Origin of the sequence: Streptomyces olindensis (assembly GCF_040645895.1) — a bacterium.
GTDB lineage: Bacteria > Actinomycetota > Actinomycetes > Streptomycetales > Streptomycetaceae > Streptomyces > Streptomyces olindensis.
This window is the reverse complement of the sequence record NZ_JBEYZD010000008.1, coordinates 151,316-171,457: the sequence shown is the minus strand read 5'-3', so window position 1 is coordinate 171,457 and position 20,142 is coordinate 151,316. Positions and strand designations below refer to the sequence as shown.

Genomic DNA, 20,142 nt, shown 5'->3' with positions numbered 1-20,142 from the left:
AGACTTCCTGCACACCTACAACCACCACCGCTGCCACACCGCACTGGGCGGCCAGCCACCCATCAGCCGTGTCAACAACGCTGCGGGCCAATACACCTAGTCCCACCAGAAATGCCAGGTCGGCTGGTCGAGGATCCGGTGCTCGGCGTAGGACCGCAGGGTGGGGTCGCCGCCCTGGTCGATGCCGGCCGGGCCGATGACGGCCGGGCCGATGACGGCCGGGCAGAACGCGACGTGCTCGGCGGCGAGGGCCTCCGCTTCGGCCGGGGTGGTGGGCGGGGCGGCGACGGACACCAGCAGGTGGTCGAAGCCGAGCGCCACGACGCGTATGCCGAAGCGGTCCTCCCAGGAGCGCAGCACCGCGCTGAGCCGGGCCGTGTCGCCCTCGTGGTTCGCCGGGCCCGTCCAGCCGATCGCCGTCGGGACGTCGGCGCTGCGGCGGGCCGGGACGAGGGCGAGATGCGGTGCCTTGAGCGGGCCGCCGTCGGCGAGCAGGGAGTCCGCGACGCGCGTCGCGAACGCGTCCGGGTCCTGGGCGGGGTCCTGGTCGTGTTCCTGGTCCCCGGCGTGGTGCCGTGGGCCGGCTGCGGCCAGGCCGGGCCATGCTTCGGCGTCCTGGGCGTACTCCTCCCAGAACTCCGCGAGGACCTCCTCGGCGTCGTGGTCCCCCGGGTATGACATCTCGCCGGGCATCAACTCCCAGCGGTCCGGCCCGCCATGGCCGTCGCCCACGTCGAGGACGACCGGCAGCAGTCCCGCACGGCGGGCCGGCTCCAGCGCCGTCCAGCCGCCCGGCACCGCCCGCTCGTCCGCGTGCCACAGCAGCGGCTCGTGTCAGGGGCCCTCGTCGGTCGTGTCCAGGAGCGCCCCGGCGGGGAGGGACAGTCCGAGCGCACGGCCGCTCGGGTCCGCCGCCAGCGTCGGCAAGGGGTTCGGAAGTGTCGCCATGGGGGTGACTGTAGGGCCGGCCACTGACAGCGGACGACATCGAGCCGGCAGGGGACAGCCGTTGACCTAATTGCTCCCTACCGTCTCGCCATGACCACTTCCTGGGAGAAGACGGACCTGCTGGACGCGCTCGCGGAGCAGCGGGAGTTGCTGCTGATCACCGTGCGCGGAATCACCGACGAGCAGGCCGCGCGGCGCACGACCGTGAGCGAGCTGACCCTCGGCGGGATCGTGAAGCACCTCGCGCGAGGGGAGGAGGCGTGGACCCGGATCATGGTCGCGGCCGACGGCGAACTGCCCGACGGCATGCTGGACATGGAGCAGTACCGCATGGCCGGGGGCGACACGCTCCAAGGCCTCCTGGAGCGTTACGCGGCGGCCGCCCGGGCGACCGAGGACGCCGTGACCGGGCTGCCGGACCTCGATCGCGGCGTGCCCCTGCCGAGGACCCCCTGGTCACCGCCCGAGCCCGAGCACTGGTCGGCGCGCCGGATCCTGCTGCACCTGATCCGGGAGACCGCCCAGCACGCCGGGCACGCCGACATCGTCCGCGAGGCCCTGGACGGGGCGAACAGCACCGCCCAGCGCTGAACCGCCCGCGCCGGACGCGGGCATCGCTCCCGACGGCTGACCACGTCCGCCCCGGCCGTCCCCGTCAGCGGGAGCGCTCCGCCAGGGTCAGCAGCAGGTGCGCGGACTCCGGTCGCAGGAAGTCGGAGTGGGCGCCCGAGGGATGCAGCCGGGTGCGGCGGCTGCCGCGGTAGAGCCAGTCGGCGTCCACGTTCACCAGCCGGTGATCCAGCGTGGCCTGCTCGTAGACCTCGTCGGTCGGCAGCAGTTTGGTGGTGAACTGCGGAACCGGCGCCGCACCGGTGCCCGAGTGACCGATTCCGGGTGCCTTCTCGGCGCGCAGGTGCCAGAAGCCCGTGGCCCGGTCCCAGCGCGAGTGCGTCAGGACGAGGGGGCCGCGCAGCGGCGCGCCCGGATGGCCCGCGCGCGGGAACAACGCGCCGAAGTGCCGGACGAAGGCGTCGCGCGGGGCGGCCATCTGGAAGATCAGGGCGCTGTCCACGGTGAACGGGCGGCGGGGGTCGTGCGGTGTGCTCCAGCCGAGCACGGGAGGCCGCTCGGCGGCCCGCTGCACCGCCTCGCACAGGAACCGGCCGCCGAAGGAGTGCCCGACGAGGTGCAGGAACTGTCCGTTCTGGTTGGCCAGTACCGCCGGGCCCGTCGGGTCGGCGCGTTCGGCGTCCAGGTAGCCGAGCAGGTGGCCGAGGACGTACGGGGCGTGCCCGGTGCCCTCGGCGCTCATCGCGTGGGCACGGTCGCGGATCCTGCGGTACCCCCTGAGCGTCGGCGGGCTGGAGGACGGCCAGCGCACCACCACGCACCACGGGCGGTAGCCCGCCTTCAGCCCCGGATAGCGGCCGGGCGCCGCCTCGTACAGCTCCTGGGACTGCCGGACCAGGCGCAGGGCGGTCCGGGTGGCGCCGGCCGGCGCGGTCTGCCAGCCGTGCACGTACACGTGGATGTCCGTCGCCCAGCGGGGCACGGCCAGCCTCCGGGCCAGGTGCTCGGCGACGCGGTTCGCCGGCACGGGCGCGCCCCCGCCCGGCATCGTCAGCCTGCCCCGCTCGTCCAGGTCGATCTCGGCCGGCGCGGGCGACCGGGTGCCCGGGGCGGTCACGAGGCGAGCCTCAGCTTGCTGTCGATGCCGCAGTGCAGCGCGTAGGCCAGGGCGAGCGGGTTGCGGAACTCCGAGGCGAAGCGCCGCACCAGCAGCCGGCTTATCTCCCCCGCGGTGTAACGGCCGGTCAGGTACAGGTCGAGGAACGCGTACGCGTACTCCGTCGCGAAGTCCTGGGGCATGTCGATCTGAGGGGCGAGGACGCCGTCGGCACCCATGTCGATCAGCTCCTGCCCGAGGTGCTTGAGCCTGCCGGGGGCCGCCGCCCGTGCCGTGCCGCAGGCGTTCAGCAGCACGAACGGCTTGAACCTGGCGTGGGAGTCACGGCGGAAGCGGCGCCGTTTCCGGGACACCACCGGGCCGTCGATGTGTTCGTCGTCGGACAGCCGGATGGACAGGCCCGGGGTCGACGGGCCGCCGTGCACCATGCGGCCGTGGCACCAGAAGTACATGACGTCCTCGTTGAGCACGGGCGCCGCCAGCGCGTGCAGCAGGTCGCTGCCGTGGGAGCGGACGATCAGCCGCGAGCGCTCCTCCAGGAGCTTGTGCACCTCCCGGGCGCGGCCCACGAGGTCCAGGGCGTCGTCCTTGTTCAGGCTGGTCGTGGCCAGGTCCCGGTCGCCGAGCGGGGCGTGGTCCCAGGGATAGCCGGGAGTGGTCTGTTCGACCTGGTGCTGGTGCCCCAGGAAGGCCTCCCAGGGCGTGGCACACGTCGAGGGGTCCACGGCGAGCATGGGCCAGGGCAGATGCACCTCGGAGTCGAAGCTGACGCGCAGCGGTTCCTTGCCGCCGAGGGCGGTGAACAGGAACTCCCGGAAACGGCCGAGGTCGTAGCCGCTGCCGTGCAGCATCACGTCGAGCAGGTCGTAGCCCTCCTCGGCCAGCCGGGCCGTCACCGACTCGGCCCGGTCGGCGAGTTCGCTGAGGTCGGCGGCCTCCGCGAAGGGACGGCTGCCGACCCGCGTCCCGAGCTCGTCGCCCTCGCTCTGGTAGTACACCACCAGGTCGTGCCACCGGTTCCGCAGCCGGTCGGCCCGCTCCCGCAGGTCGTCGGGGGAGACCTCCAGCGGCGCCTCGTGCCAGCGCGGGGCGGGCAGGTCCGGGGCGCAGGCGAAGACGGTCAGCACCTTCTCGCTGGTGCGGTACAGCTTCACCCGCAGCTCCGCCGGGCGCTCCCCCTCCGGCGGACGCGGTGTGCTCCCGGGCTGCGGCGGTACCCCTGTGAAGCCGTGGGAGGGGTCCCGCACCACCTCCACGGCCATTTCCTGCGGCATCCGGGTCAGCCCTCCCTGGCACCCTGCACGTGGACAACGGTCTTCAGCTCCTGCAGCACGAACCCCGACGCGTGGTCGTACAGCGTGAAGCGGACGTCGTGGGCGCCCGGCTCGGAGGCCGTCAGGGTGAAGCGCGTGGGGGCACCGCCGGGGTCGTACTCGGCCGTGGCCGGGGCGACCGCGGCCGCCGTGGGGCAGCTGACGGCCACCATCAGCCGGGGCGGCGCGGTCGCCGCCGCACTCGCCGCCGCACTCTCCTCCCGCTCCAGCCGGACCTCGATCGTGACGGGACGGCCGGCGGTCACGTCGTCCGTGACCAGCGTCAGCCGGGCCCGCCAGGCCGGCCGTGCGGTGCGCAGCCGCCAGCGCAGCTCCGCCGTGTCGGGGTGGTCGGGGCCGAATGTCCGCTCCCAGCGCGCCAGCAGCTCCTCGTGGGACGGCGCCGAGTCCGGGTCGCCGGCCTCCAGACAGGCGAAGGCCAGCTCGGCGAGGCTCTCCAGCGTGTCCGGATGGTCCGGGCCGAACATCCGTGCGCGCCCGGCGTGCACGGCCTTCAGTACGGTCACCGCGGCGGTGGGGTCGCCTGCGTCGGAGAGGGCGTGGGCGAGTTGCGTCGCGAGGGTGGGGAGGAAGTCGCCGAAACGGACGGCGAACCTTTCGACGAGCACGCCCAGGCGGATGACCTCGTCGTCCTCCCTCTCCGCCGGTCCGCCGGTCGAGGCCGGTGCGCCTTCCCGCGCGGCTGCCTGGTGATGGACACGGACGACGTCGTCGACCGTTTCCGGATAGTCCAGTCGAGCCCGCAAGAGTGCCGTGCGGCGCAGCAGGTCCCGCAGCACCTCAAGCGCCTGCTCCGGCTCGTCCGCCTGTGCCAGTGCGTGCGCCAGCACCGGCAGCACGTCCAGGGTGCGCCGGTGGACCGGACCGAACAGCTCGGTGGCGTCGTCGACCAGGTTCCGTGCCCACTGCACAGCGTCGTCCGCCGGACCGGTGTCCGCCGTCAGCCACGCCAGGTTGCCGCGCACCCGGAACGTCGTCTCGTGTTCCTCGGGGAGGACCTCCTCGCACTGTTTCAGGAGTTCCTCGAAGACCGCGGCCGCGCGGTACGGATCGCCCGCCTCCCAGCAGGCGCGCCCCAGAAGATCGCGGCATCCGAGGGTCTCGGGGTGCTGCGGGCCCCGTATGCGGTTGCTGTCGTCCACCAGCGCCACGGCGTCCCGTACGCTCAGCACGCGCTGGCCGGCTCGGCGCCGTGCCGAGACCAGGTCTCGGCGCGCATCCAGGACCGCGCTGTGGTCGGGACCGTGTACTCGGGCGCAATCGTCCACGAGCGATGCCCGCAGCCGCAGCTCGTGAGCGACGTCACCCGCCTTGCTGTGCGCGGCGGCGAGGAAGGCGCGTGCGGTGAGCGTATTCGGGTGGTCCGGGCCGACGACCCGGGTGGAATCGGTGACCAGGCTCGCGGCGGTCGCGACGGCCCGGTCGGCGGTGGACGACCCCAGCCAGACCCAGGCGATGGAGCGCCGAAGGGCGAGGGTCTCGGGATGATCGGGACCGAGCAACCGCTCGTGGTCCCGCAGCAGTGCGTCCAGGTCCCGCAGCGCGCCCACCCGGTCCCCGGTGTACTCCCGCCAGCGGGCCAGCATGGTGCGGTCGTCGAAATCCCGCGGGCTGTCGGACCCATGGGCCCGAGCGAGATCGTTCACCAGGTCCTGGCCGAGCACGACCGCCCGTGCGTGATCGCCCTGCTCGTTGAAGGAGGCCGCCAGCAGGAACCTGGTTGTCAGCGTCTCGCCGTGGTCCGCTCCCTGTAAACGAGTCCGGTCTTCCACCAGCCCTTCGAACGCGACGATCGCCCGCCGATACGCCCCGGACGACATCCACGCGTACGCCAGCCACGTGTGTGCGTTCAGTGTGGTGACGTGGTCACGGCCTCGCACTCGAGCACAGTCGGCGACCAGCTGCTCGGCGAGGCGGGCGGCGTGGCAGTAGTCGCCCGACGCACAGTACGCACTGACCAGATCGAGGCGGACAGCGAGCACCTGCGGGTGGTCGACCCCGAGCAGACGCCTGCGCTCCTCGAGCACGAACTCCAGCGTGGCGAGCGACAACTGGTGCCGTCCGGCCGCCTTCTGCACCAGGCTCAGATCCCGCCGGGCGCGCAGCGTGCTTGGGTGAGCGGCACCCCTGATGCGGGTCCACGCCTCGACGGCTTCCTCGTACAGGGCGATGGCCCGGTCATGCCGCTCGGCGGCCGAGCAGGCGTCCGCCAGGTTCTCCAGCGTGAGCAGCGTGTCCGGGGCCTGGTCGCCGAGGAGCCGGTTGCGGTCGGCGAGCAGTTCGGTGAACCCCGCGATCGCGCCCTCGTGGTCGTCGGCGGCCAGCCGGGCCAGCGCCAGGCCGTTGCGGGCGTTCAGCGTCGCCTGTGCCTCTGCGCCCAGAACCCGGGCCCGGGCCTCGACCAGTTCCTCGTAGACCGAGATCGCGCGCTGAGGCTGTCCCGCCACACGGAAGGCCCAGGCGCGCCAGCTGCTGGTCTCCAGCGTGTCCGGGTGGTCCGCGCCCAGCACGCGGGCCCGGTCGGCCAGGAGCGCGTCGAGCACTTCGCCCGCCCGGCCGTACTCGCCGACCGAGTGGTAGGCAGCTCCCAGCCACAATCGCATGCCGAGCGTCAAGGGGTGATCGGGGCCGTAGACCCGCGCGTAGACCTCCACGAGCTCGCCGTACAGCTCCAGCGACCGCGCATGGCACTCCTCCTCGGTGAACACCTGGGCGAGGGAGTGGCGGATCGAGAGGACGCGCGGATGGTCCGGGTCCAGGAGCGGCTCCATGTCCCGGAGCAGCTGCTCAAGATCCGCGACCGCGCGCCGGTGGTCGCCCGTCCACTGACGGGTGCGGGCCAGGGCCTCGCGTGTGGCGAACACATCGGGGTGCTCGGGGCCGAGGACCCGGGTGCGGTCCCGCAGCAGCTCCTCGAACACCTCGATGGCGGCCGGGAGATCGGAGGCCTCCCGGAGGGCGAAGGCCAGATGGGCACGCGCGGTGAGGGTCGCCGGGTGATCACCGCCCTGTTCGCGGGTGCGGTCCGCGACGAGTGCCCGGCGCTCACGGACCGAGCGGCGGTGGTCCCCCATGAGCTGCCGGGTGAAGGCCAGCGCTTCCCGCGCGCGCAGCGTGTCCCGGTGGTAGGGACCCCGCACCCGCGCATAGTCGGCGATCACCGCCTCGTAATCCGCGACCGCCCGGACGTAGTCCGCCCGCTCTCGGTGAACCCCCGCGATGTCGTCACGGTAGTCGAGCGTCGCCGGATGGTCCGGCCCCTGGATCCGGGCGCTGTCCGCCGCCAGCGCCTCGAACTCCGGCAGGGCCGCGTCCGGCCCGTACGCCTCGGACAGCTCGTACGCCAGGTCCTTCCGGCTGCGCAGTGTGTCCGGGTGGTCCGGGCCCTGCACGCGCTCCCGGTCGGCGACCACCTCGCGGTACAGGGCCACCGCCCGCCGCGGATCACCCGCGGCGGAGTGCGCCGCGGCCAGCCAGCCACGGCTGGTGAGCGTGTCGGGGTGGTCGGGGCCGTGCTCCCGCCGCCGGTCCTCCACCGCCTGCTCGTAGAGGGCCAGCGCCGTGCGGTGGTCACCCGCCTCCCGGTACGCGTAGGCGAGGTTGGTGCGGCTGGCCAGCGTGTCCCGGTGCGCCTCGCCCAGCAGCCGCTCCCGGTCGGCGACGACCGCGGCGAACTCCTCGACAGCGGCCTGGAACCGGCCCGCGGTCTGCAGGGCGTAGGCCAGGTTGTTGCGGCTGCCGAGCGTGTCCGGGTGCTCCTCGCCCTGCGTCCGGCGACGGTCCGCGACCACGGCCGTGAGCTCCTCGACCGCCCGCATCACATCGCCCGCCTTGCGGTACGCGTACGCCAGCCGCTCCCGGGCGGCCAGGGTCTCCTGCGCGTCCGGGCCGCACCGCCGACGGCGGTCGAGGTACACGTTCTGGCACAGCCGGACCGCCCGCGCCGGATCGCCGGCCTTCGCATGCCACTCGGCCAGCCGGTCGCGATGGTCGAGCGTGGTGTCGTCGTCGACCCCGAACAGCGCCTCGCTGCCCTCGACGGCCCGCGTCATCAACGGGATCGCGAGCACGTGCTGCTCCCGCGCCGCCAGCTCGTCGGCGCCCCGCCGGTACATCAGAACCGCCTCGGCGCCCGGCTCCGCGGCCGGTCCCGTCTCCGCGAGCGCCTGGACGTGGACGAGCAGCCGTCGCACCGACTCGGCCGGGGCATCCGAGAGTTCCGCGGCCAGCGCCCGCTCGGCCGCGTCCCGCGCCCCGGGCACCTCCGGAGGGTCGGCGTGCCGCAGGGTCTGCTGGACCAGGCGGTGCAGCGCGAGGCCGTCGGGGCCGGACGTGATCAGGTGGTAGTCGCGCAGCGCGTCGAGCGCCTCCTCGATCTCGCGCTCGGGCCGGCCCAGGTGCCGCAGCACCCCGCGCGGCACCGCCTCCGGCGCGAACCAGGCCAGCGTGTACAGCAGCGGCACGGCCAGCGGGCGACGGGAGCGGATGGACTCCAGGCTGGTGCGCCAGATCTGGGCGATGGTGCGGCCCGAGCGGCCCGCCCCGTCGTTGAGCACCGCGTCGGGCACCCGGGCCAGCTTCGCCCGGTAGGCCGCGAAGCCGATGCCGGTCTCCCGGAGGTAGGCGCCCGCCTGCGTGAGAGCCAGCGGCAGGTGCCCGAGGTCCTCGGCGAGCCGGGCGGCCTGCGCGCGCTCGGCGGCGGAACGGTCCTCGCCCAGGCCGGCCGTCGCGCACAGCAGGTCGACGGCCTCCCCGTGGTCCAGCACGTCCAGGCTGACCAGGCGGGCCCCCTCGGGCCAGCCGGTGCGGCACCGGCTCGTGACCAACTGGTGGCCACGGTCGAGGAGCCGGCCCAGGAACGGGGTGAGGTGCTCGGGCCGCTCCACGTTGTCGTACACCAGCAGCCAGTCGGAGCGGTTCTCCAGCCAGGCCAGCGCCCACTCGGTGCGCTCCTTCGCGGTGGCCCGGCGGGCCCACTCCGGGTACAGCCGCAGGGCCAGCTCACCGAAGCCGGAGGCGATCCGCTCCTCGCTCTCGGCGGTGATCCACCACACGAGCCGGTACGTGGCGCTCCGGTGCGCGTAGTGCAGGGCCAGGGTGGTCTTGCCGATGCCGCCGAGACCGCTCAGCGCGGTCGTGGCCTTCTGGGTGACGACTCCACCGCCGGACAGCAGGGAGGTGCGTAACCGGTCCAGGTCGTCCGTGCGCCCGACGAAAGGGGCGGACGGCAGCGCGGGGAGGTTGTCCAGCCGGGCGGGCGGATCGATCGTCAGGGCGGCGGACTTGGCCGGCTCCGGCAGCACCGTCGTGTGCTCTTCGGTGTGCGGATTGCCGCCCGGCCGGAAACGGTCGCCGGCTTGCCCCGGCACGGCCAGACCACGCTCCGGGACGGCGGCCCCCGCAGCCCGCGACTCCTCAGAGATGATCATGACTCCCCCGTGTCGATCACCCGCACCAGACCGCGTCGTCCCGCCCGCGGTGCTGAAGGAATATGCAACTGTACGGGGACGAAACGGAGTTGTCACCGGGGTGCGGGGTGGCGGCGCGGTCCGCCGCCACCCCACACCGTCAGAGCCGCTCGGGCGTCCGGATCCCCAGCAGGGCCATGCCCTGGTGCAGGGTGCGGGCCGTGATGTCACAGAGGAACAGGCGGTTCTCCACCTGCTCCGGCGACTCGGCCTTCAGCACCGGGCACTTGTCGTAGAACGTCGTGTACAGCGACGCCAGCTGGTACAGGTACGCCGTCATCTTGTGCGGGGCGTACTCCGCCGCCGCCTCCGCCACCGTCGCCGCGAACGAGTCCACGTGCAGGCCCAGCGCGCGCTCCGCCGCGTGCAGCTCCAGCTCCGGATGCGCGACCGGGCGGGACTCGCCGGCCTTGCGCAGGATCGACCGGATACGGGCGTAGGCGTACTGCAGGTAGACGGACGTGTCGCCGTTCAGCGAGACCATCTGGTCCAGGTCGAACTTGTAGTCCCGGTTCGCCGACGTCGACAGGTCCGCGTACTTCACCGCGCCGATGCCCACCTGGGTGCCGCGCTCGGCGATCTCCTCCTCGGAGAGGTCCAGGGCCTTCTCCCGGACCACGGCCGACGCGCGGTCGATCGCCTCGTCGAGGAGGTCGACCAGACGGACCGTCTCGCCCTCACGGGTCTTGAACGGCTTGCCGTCCTTGCCGAGGACCGTGCCGAAGGCGAGCTGCACCGCGTGCACGTCCTCGTTCAGCCAGCCGGCGCGGCGGGCCGTCTCGAAGACCATCTTGAAGTGCAGCGACTGGCGGGCGTCCACCACGTACAGCAGCGTGTTCGCCTTCAGGTTGAAGACGCGGTCGCGGATCGCCGACAGGTCGGTCGCCGCGTAGCCGTAGCCGCCGTCCGACTTCTGCACGATCAGCGGCACCGGCTTGCCGTCCGGGCCCTTGATGTCGTCGAAGAACACGCACAGCGCGCCCTCCGAGCGGACCGCCACGCCCGACTCCTCCAGGAGGCGGCACGTCTCGGCCAGCATGTCGTTGTACCCGGACTCGCCGACGATGTCGGGGTCGCGGACCTCCATGTCCAGCTTCTCGAAGACGGAGAAGAAGTAGATCTTCGACTCGTCGACGAACTTCTGCCACATGGCGAGCGTCTGCGGGTCGCCCGCCTGGAGGTCGACCACCCGGCGCCGGGCCCGCGTCTTGAACTCCTCGTCGGAGTCGAAGACCTTGCGGGCGGCCTTGTAGAGGCGGTCCAGGTTCGACATCGCCTGCTCGCCGGAGGCCTGGAGGTCCTCGCCCTCCCGGTGGTCCAGCTCGTGCGGGTGCTCCTCCAGGTACTGGATGAGCATGCCGAACTGGGTGCCCCAGTCGCCGATGTGGTGGCGGCGGACCACCGACTCGCCCGTGAACTCCAGCAGTTGCACCACCGAGTCGCCGATCACCGCGGAGCGCAGGTGACCGACGTGCATCTCCTTCGCCACGTTCGGCTGGGCGTAGTCGACGACGGTGACGCCCGGCCGCTCGGCCGTGGGCACGCCGAGGCGGCCCGTGTCGTCCGCGTAGCGCGCGGCCAGGTTCTCCGTGATCGCCCGGTCGGTGACCGTGATGTTCAGGAAACCGGGCCCGGAGACCTCGACGTCCCGCAGCAGCTCACCCGACTCGACCCGGGAGACGACCTGCGTCGCCAGCTCCCGCGGGTTCGCCTTCTCCTTCTTCGCGAGGGCCAGGATCCCGTTGGCCTGGAAGTCGGCCCGGTCGCTTCGTCGCAGCAGCGGGTCCGCGGAGCCGGCCTGCGGCAGGGCCGCCGACAGGGCCGCCGCGAGGCGCTGGTGGACGGAGTCGCTGAGGGACGTGACCGAGGCCATAGGTAAGGGTGCCGTTCTCCTCGAGGGAATCGATAGACACGCCCAGTATCCCATGGGGGTAAAGCCGTTTTTCCGGGCGCGAGGGGGTCTGGGACAATGTTGCGGTCAGCCGTGCGACCGTACCGGCTGCCCGATGCAGAAAGAAGGACGTGCCGATCGTGGCTCAGAGCACCGAGACCACCGACTGGGTCTCCCGTTTCGCGGATGAGGTCATCGAGGAGTCGGAGCGCCGGGCCCCGGGCAAACCCGTCGTCGTCGCGTCCGGCCTCTCACCCTCCGGCCCCATCCACCTCGGGAACCTCCGCGAGGTCATGACCCCGCACCTGGTCGCCGACGAGATCCGCCGCCGGGGACACCAGGTGCGCCACCTGATCTCCTGGGACGACTACGACCGCTACCGCAAGGTGCCCAAGGGCATCGCCGGGGTCGACGAGGAGGCCTGGGCCGAGCACATCGGCAAGCCGCTGACGTCCGTCCCGGCACCCAAGGGCTCCGCGCACGCGAACTGGGCCGAGCACTTCAAGGCCGCGATGATCGAGTCGCTGGCCGAGCTGGGCGTGGAGTTCGACGGGATCAGCCAGACCGAGCAGTACACCTCCGGCGTGTACCGCGAGCAGATCCTGCACGCCATGAAGCACCGCGGCGACATCGACGCCATCCTCGACCAGTACCGCACCAAGAAGGCCCCGGCCAAGAAGCAGCAGGGCCAGAAGCCGGTCGACGAGGCCGAGCTGGAGGCCGCCGAGGGCTCCGGCGCGGCCGCGGAGGACGACGGCAGCTCCGGCTCCGCCGGCTACTTCCCGTACAAGCCGTACTGCGGCAACTGCGAGAAGGACCTCACCACCGTCACCTCCTACGACGACGACTCCACCGAGCTGACCTACGCCTGCACCGCGTGCGGCTTCTCCGAGACGGTCCGGCTGAACGAGTTCAACCGCGGCAAGCTGGTCTGGAAGGTCGACTGGCCGATGCGGTGGGCCTACGAGGGCGTGATCTTCGAGCCCTCCGGCGTCGACCACTCCTCGCCCGGCTCGTCGTTCCAGGTCGGCGGGCAGATCGTCGGCATCTTCGGCGGCAAGCAGCCCATCGGCCCGATGTACGCCTTCGTCGGCATCTCCGGCATGGCGAAGATGTCCTCCTCCAAGGGCGGCGTGCCCACCCCGGCCGACGCCCTGCAGATCATGGAGCCGCAGCTGCTGCGCTGGCTCTACGCCCGGCGCAGGCCCAACCAGTCCTTCAAGGTCGCCTTCGACCAGGAGATCCAGCGGCTCTACGACGAGTGGGACCGGCTCGACGCCAAGGTCGCCGACGGCAGCGCCCTGCCGGCCGACGCCGCCGCGCACTCCCGCGCGGTGCGCACGGCCGCCGGTGAGCTGCCGCGCACGGCCCGGCCGCTGCCCTACCGGACGCTGGCGTCCGTCGCGGACATCACCGCCGGGCACGAGGACCAGGCGCTGCGCATCCTCAGCGAGCTGGACCCGGAGCAGCCGCTGACCTCCCTCGACGAGGCCCGGCCCCGGTACGACAAGGCCGAGGCCTGGATCAACACGCACGTCCCCGCCGACCAGCGGACGATCGTGCGCGACGAGCCCGACGCCGAGCTGCTGAAGTCCCTCGACGAGCAGGGCCGCGAGTCGCTGCGGCTGCTGCTCGACGGGCTGGCCGAGCACTGGTCGCTCGACGGGCTGACCCACCTCGTCTACGGCGTGCCGAAGGTACAGGCCGGGTTCTCCGCCGACGCCACGCCGAAGGAGCTGCCGCCGGAGATCAAGACGGCCCAGCGGTCCTTCTTCGCGCTGCTGTACCACCTGCTGGTCGGGCGCGACACGGGGCCGCGGCTGCCCACGCTGCTGCTGGCGGTGGAGCAGGAGCGGGTCCGGCACCTGCTCGGGGAGTAAGCGGTGTCCGGGAAGGGGCCCTCGTTACCGGGGGCCCCTTCCCTTGTGCGGGTCAGGCGATGTGCTCGTCCGTCAGCTCCGCGTTGAGGCGGTTCGAGAAGCGGTTCACCATGCGCTTGGACTCGGCCTCGTCCAGGGCGACGCCGTACGTCGCCTCGACGTCGGCCATGAAGCCGCGCGGGGTGGGAGCTCCGTTCCCGCTCTTTATCGACTCGCGGAACACCTGGTAGTACGCCTCCTCGTCCGGCTCGGGGGCCGGCGGGGTGCCGCCGCCGTCACCCAGTTCCCGGGTGCGGTTCGGGCCCACCGGGATGGGGAAGCTGCCCGTGTCCTCCGGGGAGGGCTCCTCGTGCGGCTGGTCGAGGTACTGCTCGGCCTGCTGCTGCTCGGCGTACCACTGGGCGTACTGCTCGGGGTCGTACGCCGGGTCGTAGCCGCCCTGGTACTCGACCTCACGCGGGGCGTTGAACCAGGGGCTCTGGTCCGGCTCGGGCTCCGGTTGCCCGACGTCGTAGGCGCTCTCCAGCTCGGGGCGCTGTTCACCGGGAGGTGCCGCCCGCTGCGGGTCGGGCGCAGCCTCCGCGGTCCGACGGCCCGCCGTCACCTCGGCCTGCGGCGGAGGCGGCGGTATCAGCGCCGGCTCGATCCCCGCCGCCGCCAGCCCCGCCGGGGCCGTTTCCGCCAGGGGAACCCCGTAGCGCGCCAGCCGCAGCGGCATCAGGGACTCCACCGGGGCCTTCCGGCGCCAGGACCGTCCGAAGCGGGAGCGCAGCCGCGCCTGGTACACCAGACGTTCCTGCTCCAGCTTGATGACCTGGTCGTAGGAGCGCAGCTCCCAGAGCTTCATGCGGCGCCAGAGGAGGAACGTGGGCACGGGGGAGAGGAGCCAGCGGGTGAGGCGGACGCCCTCCATGTGCTTGTCGGCCGTGATGTCGGCGATCCGGCCGATCGCGTGGCGGGCCGCCTCGACCGCGACCACGAACAGGATCGGGATGACCGCGTGCATGCCGACGCCCAGCGGGTCCGGCCAGGCCGCCGCGCCGTTGAAGGCGATCGTCGCCGCCGTCAGCAGCCACGCCGTCTGGCGCAGCAGCGGGAACGGGATCCGGATCCAGGTGAGGAGCAGGTCCAGGGCCAGCAGGACGCAGATGCCCGCGTCGATGCCGATCGGGAAGACGTAGGAGAAGTTCCCGAAGCCCTTCTTCAGGGCCAACTCGCGGACGGCCGCGTACGAACCGGCGAAGCCGATTCCGGCGATGATCACGGCTCCGGCCACGACCACGCCGATGAGAACGCGGTGCATCCGAGTCAGCTGCAGTGGCGCGGCCACCCGTACTCCCCTCCCCTTGCGTGTTGTTGCGCGCAACAGGGTGGCACATGCGTACGGAGAACGGGTGGCCGGTTCCCGTCGGGCTTGTTCAGCTCTTCGACGCGGGCGTCTTCGACGGCGACGGCGACGCGTCCTTCGACGACTCGTCCGCGGCTTCCTTCGACGCCGACTGCGACGGGGACTTCGACGGGGACTTGGACGCCGGCTTCGACGGGGCGCCGCCCGCCTTGCCGCCGCCCGCGCCGTTGGCCTCGGACACCGCCGCCACCGCCTCCTTGGCGGCCTTCTTCGCGTCCTTCAGCAGATCGGCGGCGCTCGGCGTCTTGTCACCGGCCAGGCCCGCGCCGTTGTAGTCGAGCGTGACGACGACGTTCTCGACGCGCGCCACGATCGTCTGCTGCTTGAAGGTGCCTTCCTTCTTCTTCAGGTCGTACTGGACGGCCGTCGCCTGGTCGCCCGTCCCGGACACCGGCTCCGACTTGACGCCCTTGGCGCCCTCCGCGGCCTGCGCGTCCTGGACCTGCTTCTCGTAGTACTCCTGCGCCAGCTTGTCGGCCGGGCCGCGGGTGACGTCCGACTCGAAGCGCAGCATCGACACGTTCAGCCAGCGGAACTGCGAGCCCTTGACGCCGTTGTTGTCGAGGCTGTCCCAGGCACAGCCGGCACGCGTCGAAATGTCGTCCGACTTGCCCTCCTTGCCCGACTTGCTCTCCGGGACGAGGTCCTCCAGCGTCTTCTTCGACAGCGCCTTGCACGGCTCCGGGAGCTTGCCGTACGCCGCCGCCTCCACGGTCGGCGACGGGCTCGCGGACGCCGACGCGGCGGCCTTCGCGGCCTTGTCCGTGCTGTCGCCGGAGCCGGAGTCCGAGGAGCAGCCGGCTGCGACCAGCATCACGGGGACGGCGGCCGCGCAGACAAGGACGCGGTTCAGGCGCTTCGCTCGCTGGTGTCGCTCTTCTCGCTGTGCTCGTCGCTGCATGGTTCCTTCACTCATGACGCTCGTGGTTCCTGCGGTCGGAACGGGTCCGAGTGGTCACCGTACGCGGTGAGGCAGCGGTGTGTTCTTCCTTCGGGTGCTTTGCGGGTGCGCGTGAAGGGGGCGTGAAGGGGCCTCAGTCGCCCAGCGAATCGGCCAGCCGGGAGGCCAGTTTCTGGGCCCTGTCCTGCATTTCTTGACTGTCCGGGACGACGCCGATCGCCGCCGGCTGCTCGGCGTACTCGATGGTCACGATGACGTTGGACGTGCGGAACGCCACAGTCACCGTCCGCTGCTTGGCCGTCGAACCGGAACTGCTCAGCTCGTCGTCGAGGAACGCCTCGTCGCCCAGTTCCTCCAGGACGCGCGGCTGGAGCTCGGTCGGGGTGGCGGAGGCGGACGCCGGGGGCGAGGAGGAGCCGGACGGGGAGGGGGAGCCGCTCGGGGCGGCGGAGGCGCCGCCCGCCGGGGTGCTGCCGGCGGCGGGGGTCTCGGTGGCGGTCGGCTCGGGCAGGTGGGCCGCCGCCTCCTTCTCCGCGAAGAGCTGCTCGGCCTGGCTGTCGTCGCTGACGGCGTTGTCGTAGGAGACGACCCGTTCGAAGTCGATGAGGAGGTGGTCGGTGGCGTCCCGGGAGTCGACCTTCCAGCGGCAGCCGACCTTGCGGTCGGTGTCGTAGGTGAGCGTCGCCTCGCCCTCGTAGGCCGTCTCGCGCTGGTCGGCGTCGGTGATCTGCCGGATGCCGGGCAGGAGTTCGTCGAGCGTGCCGTGGCCGACCGCGGTGCAGGGCTCGGGCAGCGTGCGGTAGCGGCCCGGCTCGGCGGCGGCCGACGCCGTGCCCGCGTCGCCCGGGTTGGAGTCGTCCGTCGTGCCGCCGTCGCCCGAGCCGCCGGTGCAGCCGGCCAGCAGCGCCGCGAGGAGCGCGGCGATACCCGGTACGTACGCCTTCCGTTGCACGTGGGGGCTCCTCTCGACGCGGATATTGGCTTGCCGCCGCGGGGCGGCCGATGAACACAATGTGTATCGCACGCACAGCCGTGGACGCCGGTCCGATTTCCCTTTCGTCGACCTTGGCGCCGGTAAGTGCTCTTGAGGACTTCTGTTCGTTTACGGGGGATTGAGGACGCTATGTCGTATGTAGAGATGCCTGGTGCGAAGGTACCGATCCGGATGTGGACCGACCCGGCCTCCGTCGAGGACTCGGCGCTCCAGCAGCTCCGGAACGTCGCCACGCTGCCCTGGATCAAGGGCCTGGCCGTCATGCCCGACGTGCACTACGGCAAGGGGGCGACGGTCGGCTCGGTCATCGCGATGAAGGGCGCGGTGTGTCCGGCGGCGGTGGGTGTCGACATCGGCTGCGGAATGTCGGCGGTGAAGACGTCCCTGACGGCGAACGACCTCCCCGGCGACCTGTCACGGCTCCGCTCCCGGATCGAGCAGGTGATTCCGGTGGGGCGGGGGATGCATGCCGATCCCGTGGACCCGGGGCGGCTGCACGGGTTCGGTACGGCCGGGTGGGACGACTTCTGGGGGCGGTTCGACGGGGTGGCGGAAGCGGTCAAGTTCCGTTCGGAACGTGCCACCAAGCAGATGGGAACGCTCGGCGGCGGCAATCATTTTGTCGAAGTCTGCACAGATACGACCGGTTCTGTCTGGCTGATGCTCCACTCCGGTTCCCGGAACATCGGCAAGGAACTGGCCGAGCACCACATCGGCGTGGCCCAGAAGCTCCCGCACAACCAGGGGCTGGTCGACCGCGACCTCGCCGTGTTCGTCGCGGACACCCCGCAGATGGCGGCGTACCGCAACGACCTGTTCTGGGCGCAGGAGTACGCGAAGTACAACCGCTCGATCATGATGGCGCTCCTGAAGGACGTGATCCGCAAGGAGTTCAAGAAGGCCAAGCCGGTCTTCGAGCCGGAGATCAGCGCGCACCACAACTACGTCGCCGAGGAGCGCTACGACGGCATGGACCTGCTCGTGACCCGGAAGGGCGCGATCCGGGCGGGCTCGGGCGAGTACGGCATCATCCCGGGCTCCATGGGCACGGGTTCGTACATCGTGAAGGGCCTCGGCAACGACAAGTCCTTCAACTCCGCGTCGCACGGCGCGGGCCGGCGCATGAGCCGCAACGCGGCCAAGCGCCGGTTCTCGACGAAGGACCTGGAGGAGCAGACCCGGGGCGTGGAGTGCCGCAAGGACTCCGGCGTCGTGGACGAGATCCCGGGCGCCTACAAGCCGATCGAGCAGGTCATCGACCAGCAGCGCGATCTGGTGGAGGTCGTGGCGAAGCTGAAGCAGGTCGTCTGCGTCAAGGGCTGACCCGCCGGCTCTACGCCTCCCGGTGCACCTTCGTGTTCGATGCCTGGGCGCGGGGGCGGAGGATCAGGAGGTCCACGTTGACGTGGGCGGGGCGGGTGACCGCCCAGGTGATCGTGTCGGCGACGTCGGTGGCGGTGAGGGGCTCGGCGACGCCCTCGTAGACCTTGGCGGCCTTCTCCTCGTCGCCGCCGAAGCGGGTCAGGGCGAACTCGTCCGTCTTGACCATGCCGGGGGCGATCTCGATGACGCGGACCGGCTTGCCGACGATCTCCAGGCGGAGGGTCTCGGCGAGGACGTGGGCGCCGTGCTTGGCGGCGACGTAGCCCGCGCCGCCCTCGTAGGTGCCGTGGCCCGCGGTGGAGGAGACGACCACGACCGTGCCGTCGCCGCTCTCGATCAGCTTGGGCAGCAGGGCCTGGGTGAGGTTGAGCGTGCCGATGACGTTCGTCTCGTACATCTGCCGCCAGTCGGCCGGGTCGCCGGTCGCGACCGGGTCGGCGCCGAGCGCGCCGCCCGCGTTGTTGACCAGCACGCCGATCGTCTTGAAGGCCGTGGCGAACTCGTCGACCGCCGCGCGGTCGGTGACGTCGAGGGCGTAGGCCGTGGCCTGGTGGCCCGCCGCGTTGATCTCCTCCGCCAGCGCCTCGATGCGGTCCTTGCGGCGTGCCGTGAGGACCACGCGGTAGCCCTGCGCGGCGAGTTGCCGGGCCGTGGCGGCGCCGATCCCGCTGCTCGCACCCGTGACGACGGCGATGCGGGAGGCTGCGGACGGGGCGGCGGTGGCCATGGGAACTCCTCGGGCGTGGGTGCGGGCCGGCGTGTGCGGCCGGGCTCCCGCCAGGATAGGCGGGCCCCGCGGTGGGAGAATGAGGGCGGGTGATCCCCTGTTTCCCCCTGGAGGTGGATCATGGGCGAGGCACGCGAGGTCATGGACCGGCTCACGGACGCGGTCACCACGCACGCCGACCTGAAGGTGGTGGCCGATCTGTACGCCGAGGACGCGGTCGCCTTCACGCCGGACGAGGGCGAGCTCCGCGGGCGCGACGACATCGTCGAGTACTGGCGGACGATGACGGAGGCGCTCCCCGACGCGACGTTCCAGCCGTTGCACTCCTACGAGGTCGGCGACACGGCCATCGACGAGGGCATCTACAGCGGGCGCAACACGGGGCCGCTGGAGCTGCCGAACGGCGAGACGCTGCCCCCGACGCAGAAGGAGATCAGGATCCGCGGGGTGGACATCGCCACCGTGCGGGACGGCCGGATCGTCGACTACCGGCTGTACTTCGACGAGATGGAGTTCCTCGGTCAGCTGGGTCTGCTGCCCGACGAGCCGTTCTGAGGCCCCGAGGTGCCGGTCAGTCGCCGCGCGGGGCGTACATGATGACCGCCATGCCCGCGAGGCAGACGAGCGCGCCCGTGATGTCCCAGCGGTCCGGGCGGTAGCCGTCCGCGACGACGCCCCAGAGGATCGAACCGGCGACGAAGATCCCGCCGTACGCGGCGAGGACGCGGCCGAAGTGGGCGTCGGGCTGGAACGTCGCGACGAAGCCGTACGCGCCGAGCGCGAGGACGCCGCCGGCCGCCCAGAGCCAGCCCTTGTGCTCGCGTACGCCCTGCCAGACCAGCCACGCGCCGCCGATCTCGAACAGCGCGGCGAGGACGAAGAGGGCGGCGGAACGCAGGATCGACATGCGGGCAGCTTGGCATGCGTCACCTGATGGACGGCGCCTGTGGGGGGCTCGGCGTGGGATACATCGCAGTGCGAGTGCCATTGCGAGTGCGTGAATGTCCCGGCGGGCTGAGGAGTGGGCGGTATGCGCGGTGTGGGTGGAGTGTGGGGCCGGGTGGCGCGGGGTACGGCCGTGGCGGGGCTGGTGGTAGGTGTGGCGGTGCCGGCGGCGGATGCCGTCGAGGCCGGACCCGAGGCCGATCTCGCCTATCACGGGTCCGCCGTCATGTCCGCCGGGCTCGTCGACCTCGCGTTCACCCCGCGCAACCACGGCCCGGCCGCCGTTCCGGACGCGACCGTGCGGTTGCGGTGGTCGCGGCCGCTGACGGACCGGCAGGAGCTGCCGGAGGGGTGTGCGCGGTCGGGCCCGCGGGTGGTGCTGTGCCGGACGGGCGCGCTGCCCGCGGAGGGGGCGGGGGAGCGGATCGGCCTGCGCGTGCGGGTGCTGGGCGCGCCGTCGGAGGTGGTGGTGGAGCTGGAGACGGTGTGGGGCGGCGGGGCGGTGGACCGGCATCGGGGGAACGACCGGCAGCGGGTGCTCGTCCTGGACACCGGGGACCCGTACCACTTCTGAGG

14 protein-coding genes and 2 pseudogenes are annotated in these 20,142 nt (G+C 72.0%); 6 read left to right on the top strand and 10 right to left on the bottom strand.

Annotated features, from left to right (window positions below):
• Positions 1-100, top strand: a pseudogene (locus tag ABZ948_RS07325) (IS481 family transposase); the annotation flags it as partial.
• On the opposite strand, the pseudogene ABZ948_RS07320 reads toward ABZ948_RS07325, so the two are convergent.
• A pseudogene (locus ABZ948_RS07320) lies at positions 97-948 on the bottom strand (DUF4253 domain-containing protein). The pseudogenes ABZ948_RS07325 and ABZ948_RS07320 sit on opposite strands and share 4 nt — an antisense overlap.
• A 90-nt stretch (positions 949-1,038) precedes the next feature.
• Between ABZ948_RS07320 and ABZ948_RS07315 the strand changes: the two are divergent.
• Positions 1,039-1,539: a DinB family protein gene (locus ABZ948_RS07315; protein ID WP_359757966.1), complete on the top strand. Its 501-nt coding sequence runs from the start codon at positions 1,039-1,041 to the stop codon at positions 1,537-1,539.
• Positions 1,540-1,603: 64 nt separating this feature from the next.
• Here the strand turns inward: ABZ948_RS07315 and ABZ948_RS07310 are convergent, their stop codons facing one another.
• The 4 genes from ABZ948_RS07310 to argS form a co-directional block, all read right to left on the bottom strand.
• Positions 1,604-2,635: a hypothetical protein gene (locus tag ABZ948_RS07310; protein ID WP_359757965.1), complete on the bottom strand. Its 1,032-nt coding sequence runs from the start codon at positions 2,633-2,635 to the stop codon at positions 1,604-1,606.
• Positions 2,632-3,909 carry a hypothetical protein gene (locus ABZ948_RS07305; RefSeq protein ID WP_359757964.1) on the bottom strand — a complete coding sequence of 426 codons (1,278 nt, stop codon included), beginning with the start codon at positions 3,907-3,909 and terminating at the stop codon, positions 2,632-2,634. Before ABZ948_RS07305 ends, ABZ948_RS07310 begins: the two co-directional genes overlap by 4 nt.
• A gap of 5 nt (positions 3,910-3,914) precedes the next feature.
• On the bottom strand, positions 3,915-9,398 hold the full coding sequence (gene fxsT / locus ABZ948_RS07300) for an FxSxx-COOH system tetratricopeptide repeat protein (protein ID WP_359757963.1): 5,484 nt from the start codon (positions 9,396-9,398) through the stop codon (positions 3,915-3,917).
• Positions 9,399-9,537: 139 nt separating this feature from the next.
• Positions 9,538-11,310, bottom strand: coding sequence for an arginine--tRNA ligase (gene argS, locus ABZ948_RS07295; protein WP_359757962.1), 1,773 nt, complete (start codon positions 11,308-11,310; stop codon positions 9,538-9,540).
• A 149-nt stretch (positions 11,311-11,459) separates the two neighbouring features.
• Between argS and lysS the strand changes: the two genes are divergently transcribed.
• Entirely contained in the window at positions 11,460-13,208 is a 1,749-nt protein-coding gene (gene lysS, locus ABZ948_RS07290; protein WP_359757961.1) for a lysine--tRNA ligase, read from the top strand.
• Positions 13,209-13,260: 52 nt separating this feature from the next.
• On the opposite strand, the gene ABZ948_RS07285 is transcribed toward lysS, so the two are convergent.
• From ABZ948_RS07285 to ABZ948_RS07275, 3 genes are all read right to left on the bottom strand, one after another.
• A complete protein-coding gene (locus tag ABZ948_RS07285) occupies positions 13,261-14,538 on the bottom strand; it encodes a DUF2637 domain-containing protein (protein WP_359757960.1) in 1,278 nt (425 codons plus the stop codon).
• An 88-nt stretch (positions 14,539-14,626) separates the two neighbouring features.
• A complete protein-coding gene (locus ABZ948_RS07280; RefSeq protein WP_359757959.1) occupies positions 14,627-15,532 on the bottom strand; it encodes a DUF3558 family protein in 906 nt (301 codons plus the stop codon).
• A gap of 118 nt (positions 15,533-15,650) precedes the next feature.
• Positions 15,651-16,469 carry a DUF3558 domain-containing protein gene (locus ABZ948_RS07275; protein ID WP_359757958.1) on the bottom strand — a complete coding sequence of 273 codons (819 nt, stop codon included), beginning with the start codon at positions 16,467-16,469 and terminating at the stop codon, positions 15,651-15,653.
• A gap of 171 nt (positions 16,470-16,640) precedes the next feature.
• On the opposite strand from ABZ948_RS07275, the gene ABZ948_RS07270 reads away from it, so the two are divergent.
• Positions 16,641-17,834, top strand: a complete 1,194-nt coding sequence (locus tag ABZ948_RS07270) for an RtcB family protein (protein ID WP_359757957.1) — start codon at positions 16,641-16,643, stop codon at positions 17,832-17,834.
• Between the two features lie 10 nt (positions 17,835-17,844).
• On the opposite strand, the gene ABZ948_RS07265 is transcribed toward ABZ948_RS07270, so the two are convergent.
• Positions 17,845-18,621, bottom strand: coding sequence for an SDR family NAD(P)-dependent oxidoreductase (locus ABZ948_RS07265; protein ID WP_359757956.1), 777 nt, complete (start codon positions 18,619-18,621; stop codon positions 17,845-17,847).
• A gap of 120 nt (positions 18,622-18,741) precedes the next feature.
• Here ABZ948_RS07265 and ABZ948_RS07260 point away from each other — a divergent pair, with 120 nt between their 5' ends.
• A complete protein-coding gene (locus ABZ948_RS07260) occupies positions 18,742-19,176 on the top strand; it encodes an ester cyclase (protein WP_359757955.1) in 435 nt (144 codons plus the stop codon).
• A 16-nt stretch (positions 19,177-19,192) separates the two neighbouring features.
• Here ABZ948_RS07260 and ABZ948_RS07255 read toward each other — a convergent pair whose 3' ends face one another.
• Complete coding sequence (locus ABZ948_RS07255; RefSeq protein WP_359757954.1) at positions 19,193-19,528, bottom strand: YnfA family protein; 336 nt, start codon at positions 19,526-19,528, stop codon at positions 19,193-19,195.
• Between the two features lie 123 nt (positions 19,529-19,651).
• On the opposite strand from ABZ948_RS07255, the gene ABZ948_RS07250 reads away from it, so the two are divergent.
• Positions 19,652-20,140 carry a hypothetical protein gene (locus ABZ948_RS07250; RefSeq protein ID WP_359757953.1) on the top strand — a complete coding sequence of 163 codons (489 nt, stop codon included), beginning with the start codon at positions 19,652-19,654 and terminating at the stop codon, positions 20,138-20,140.
• Positions 20,141-20,142 lie beyond the last annotated feature (2 nt).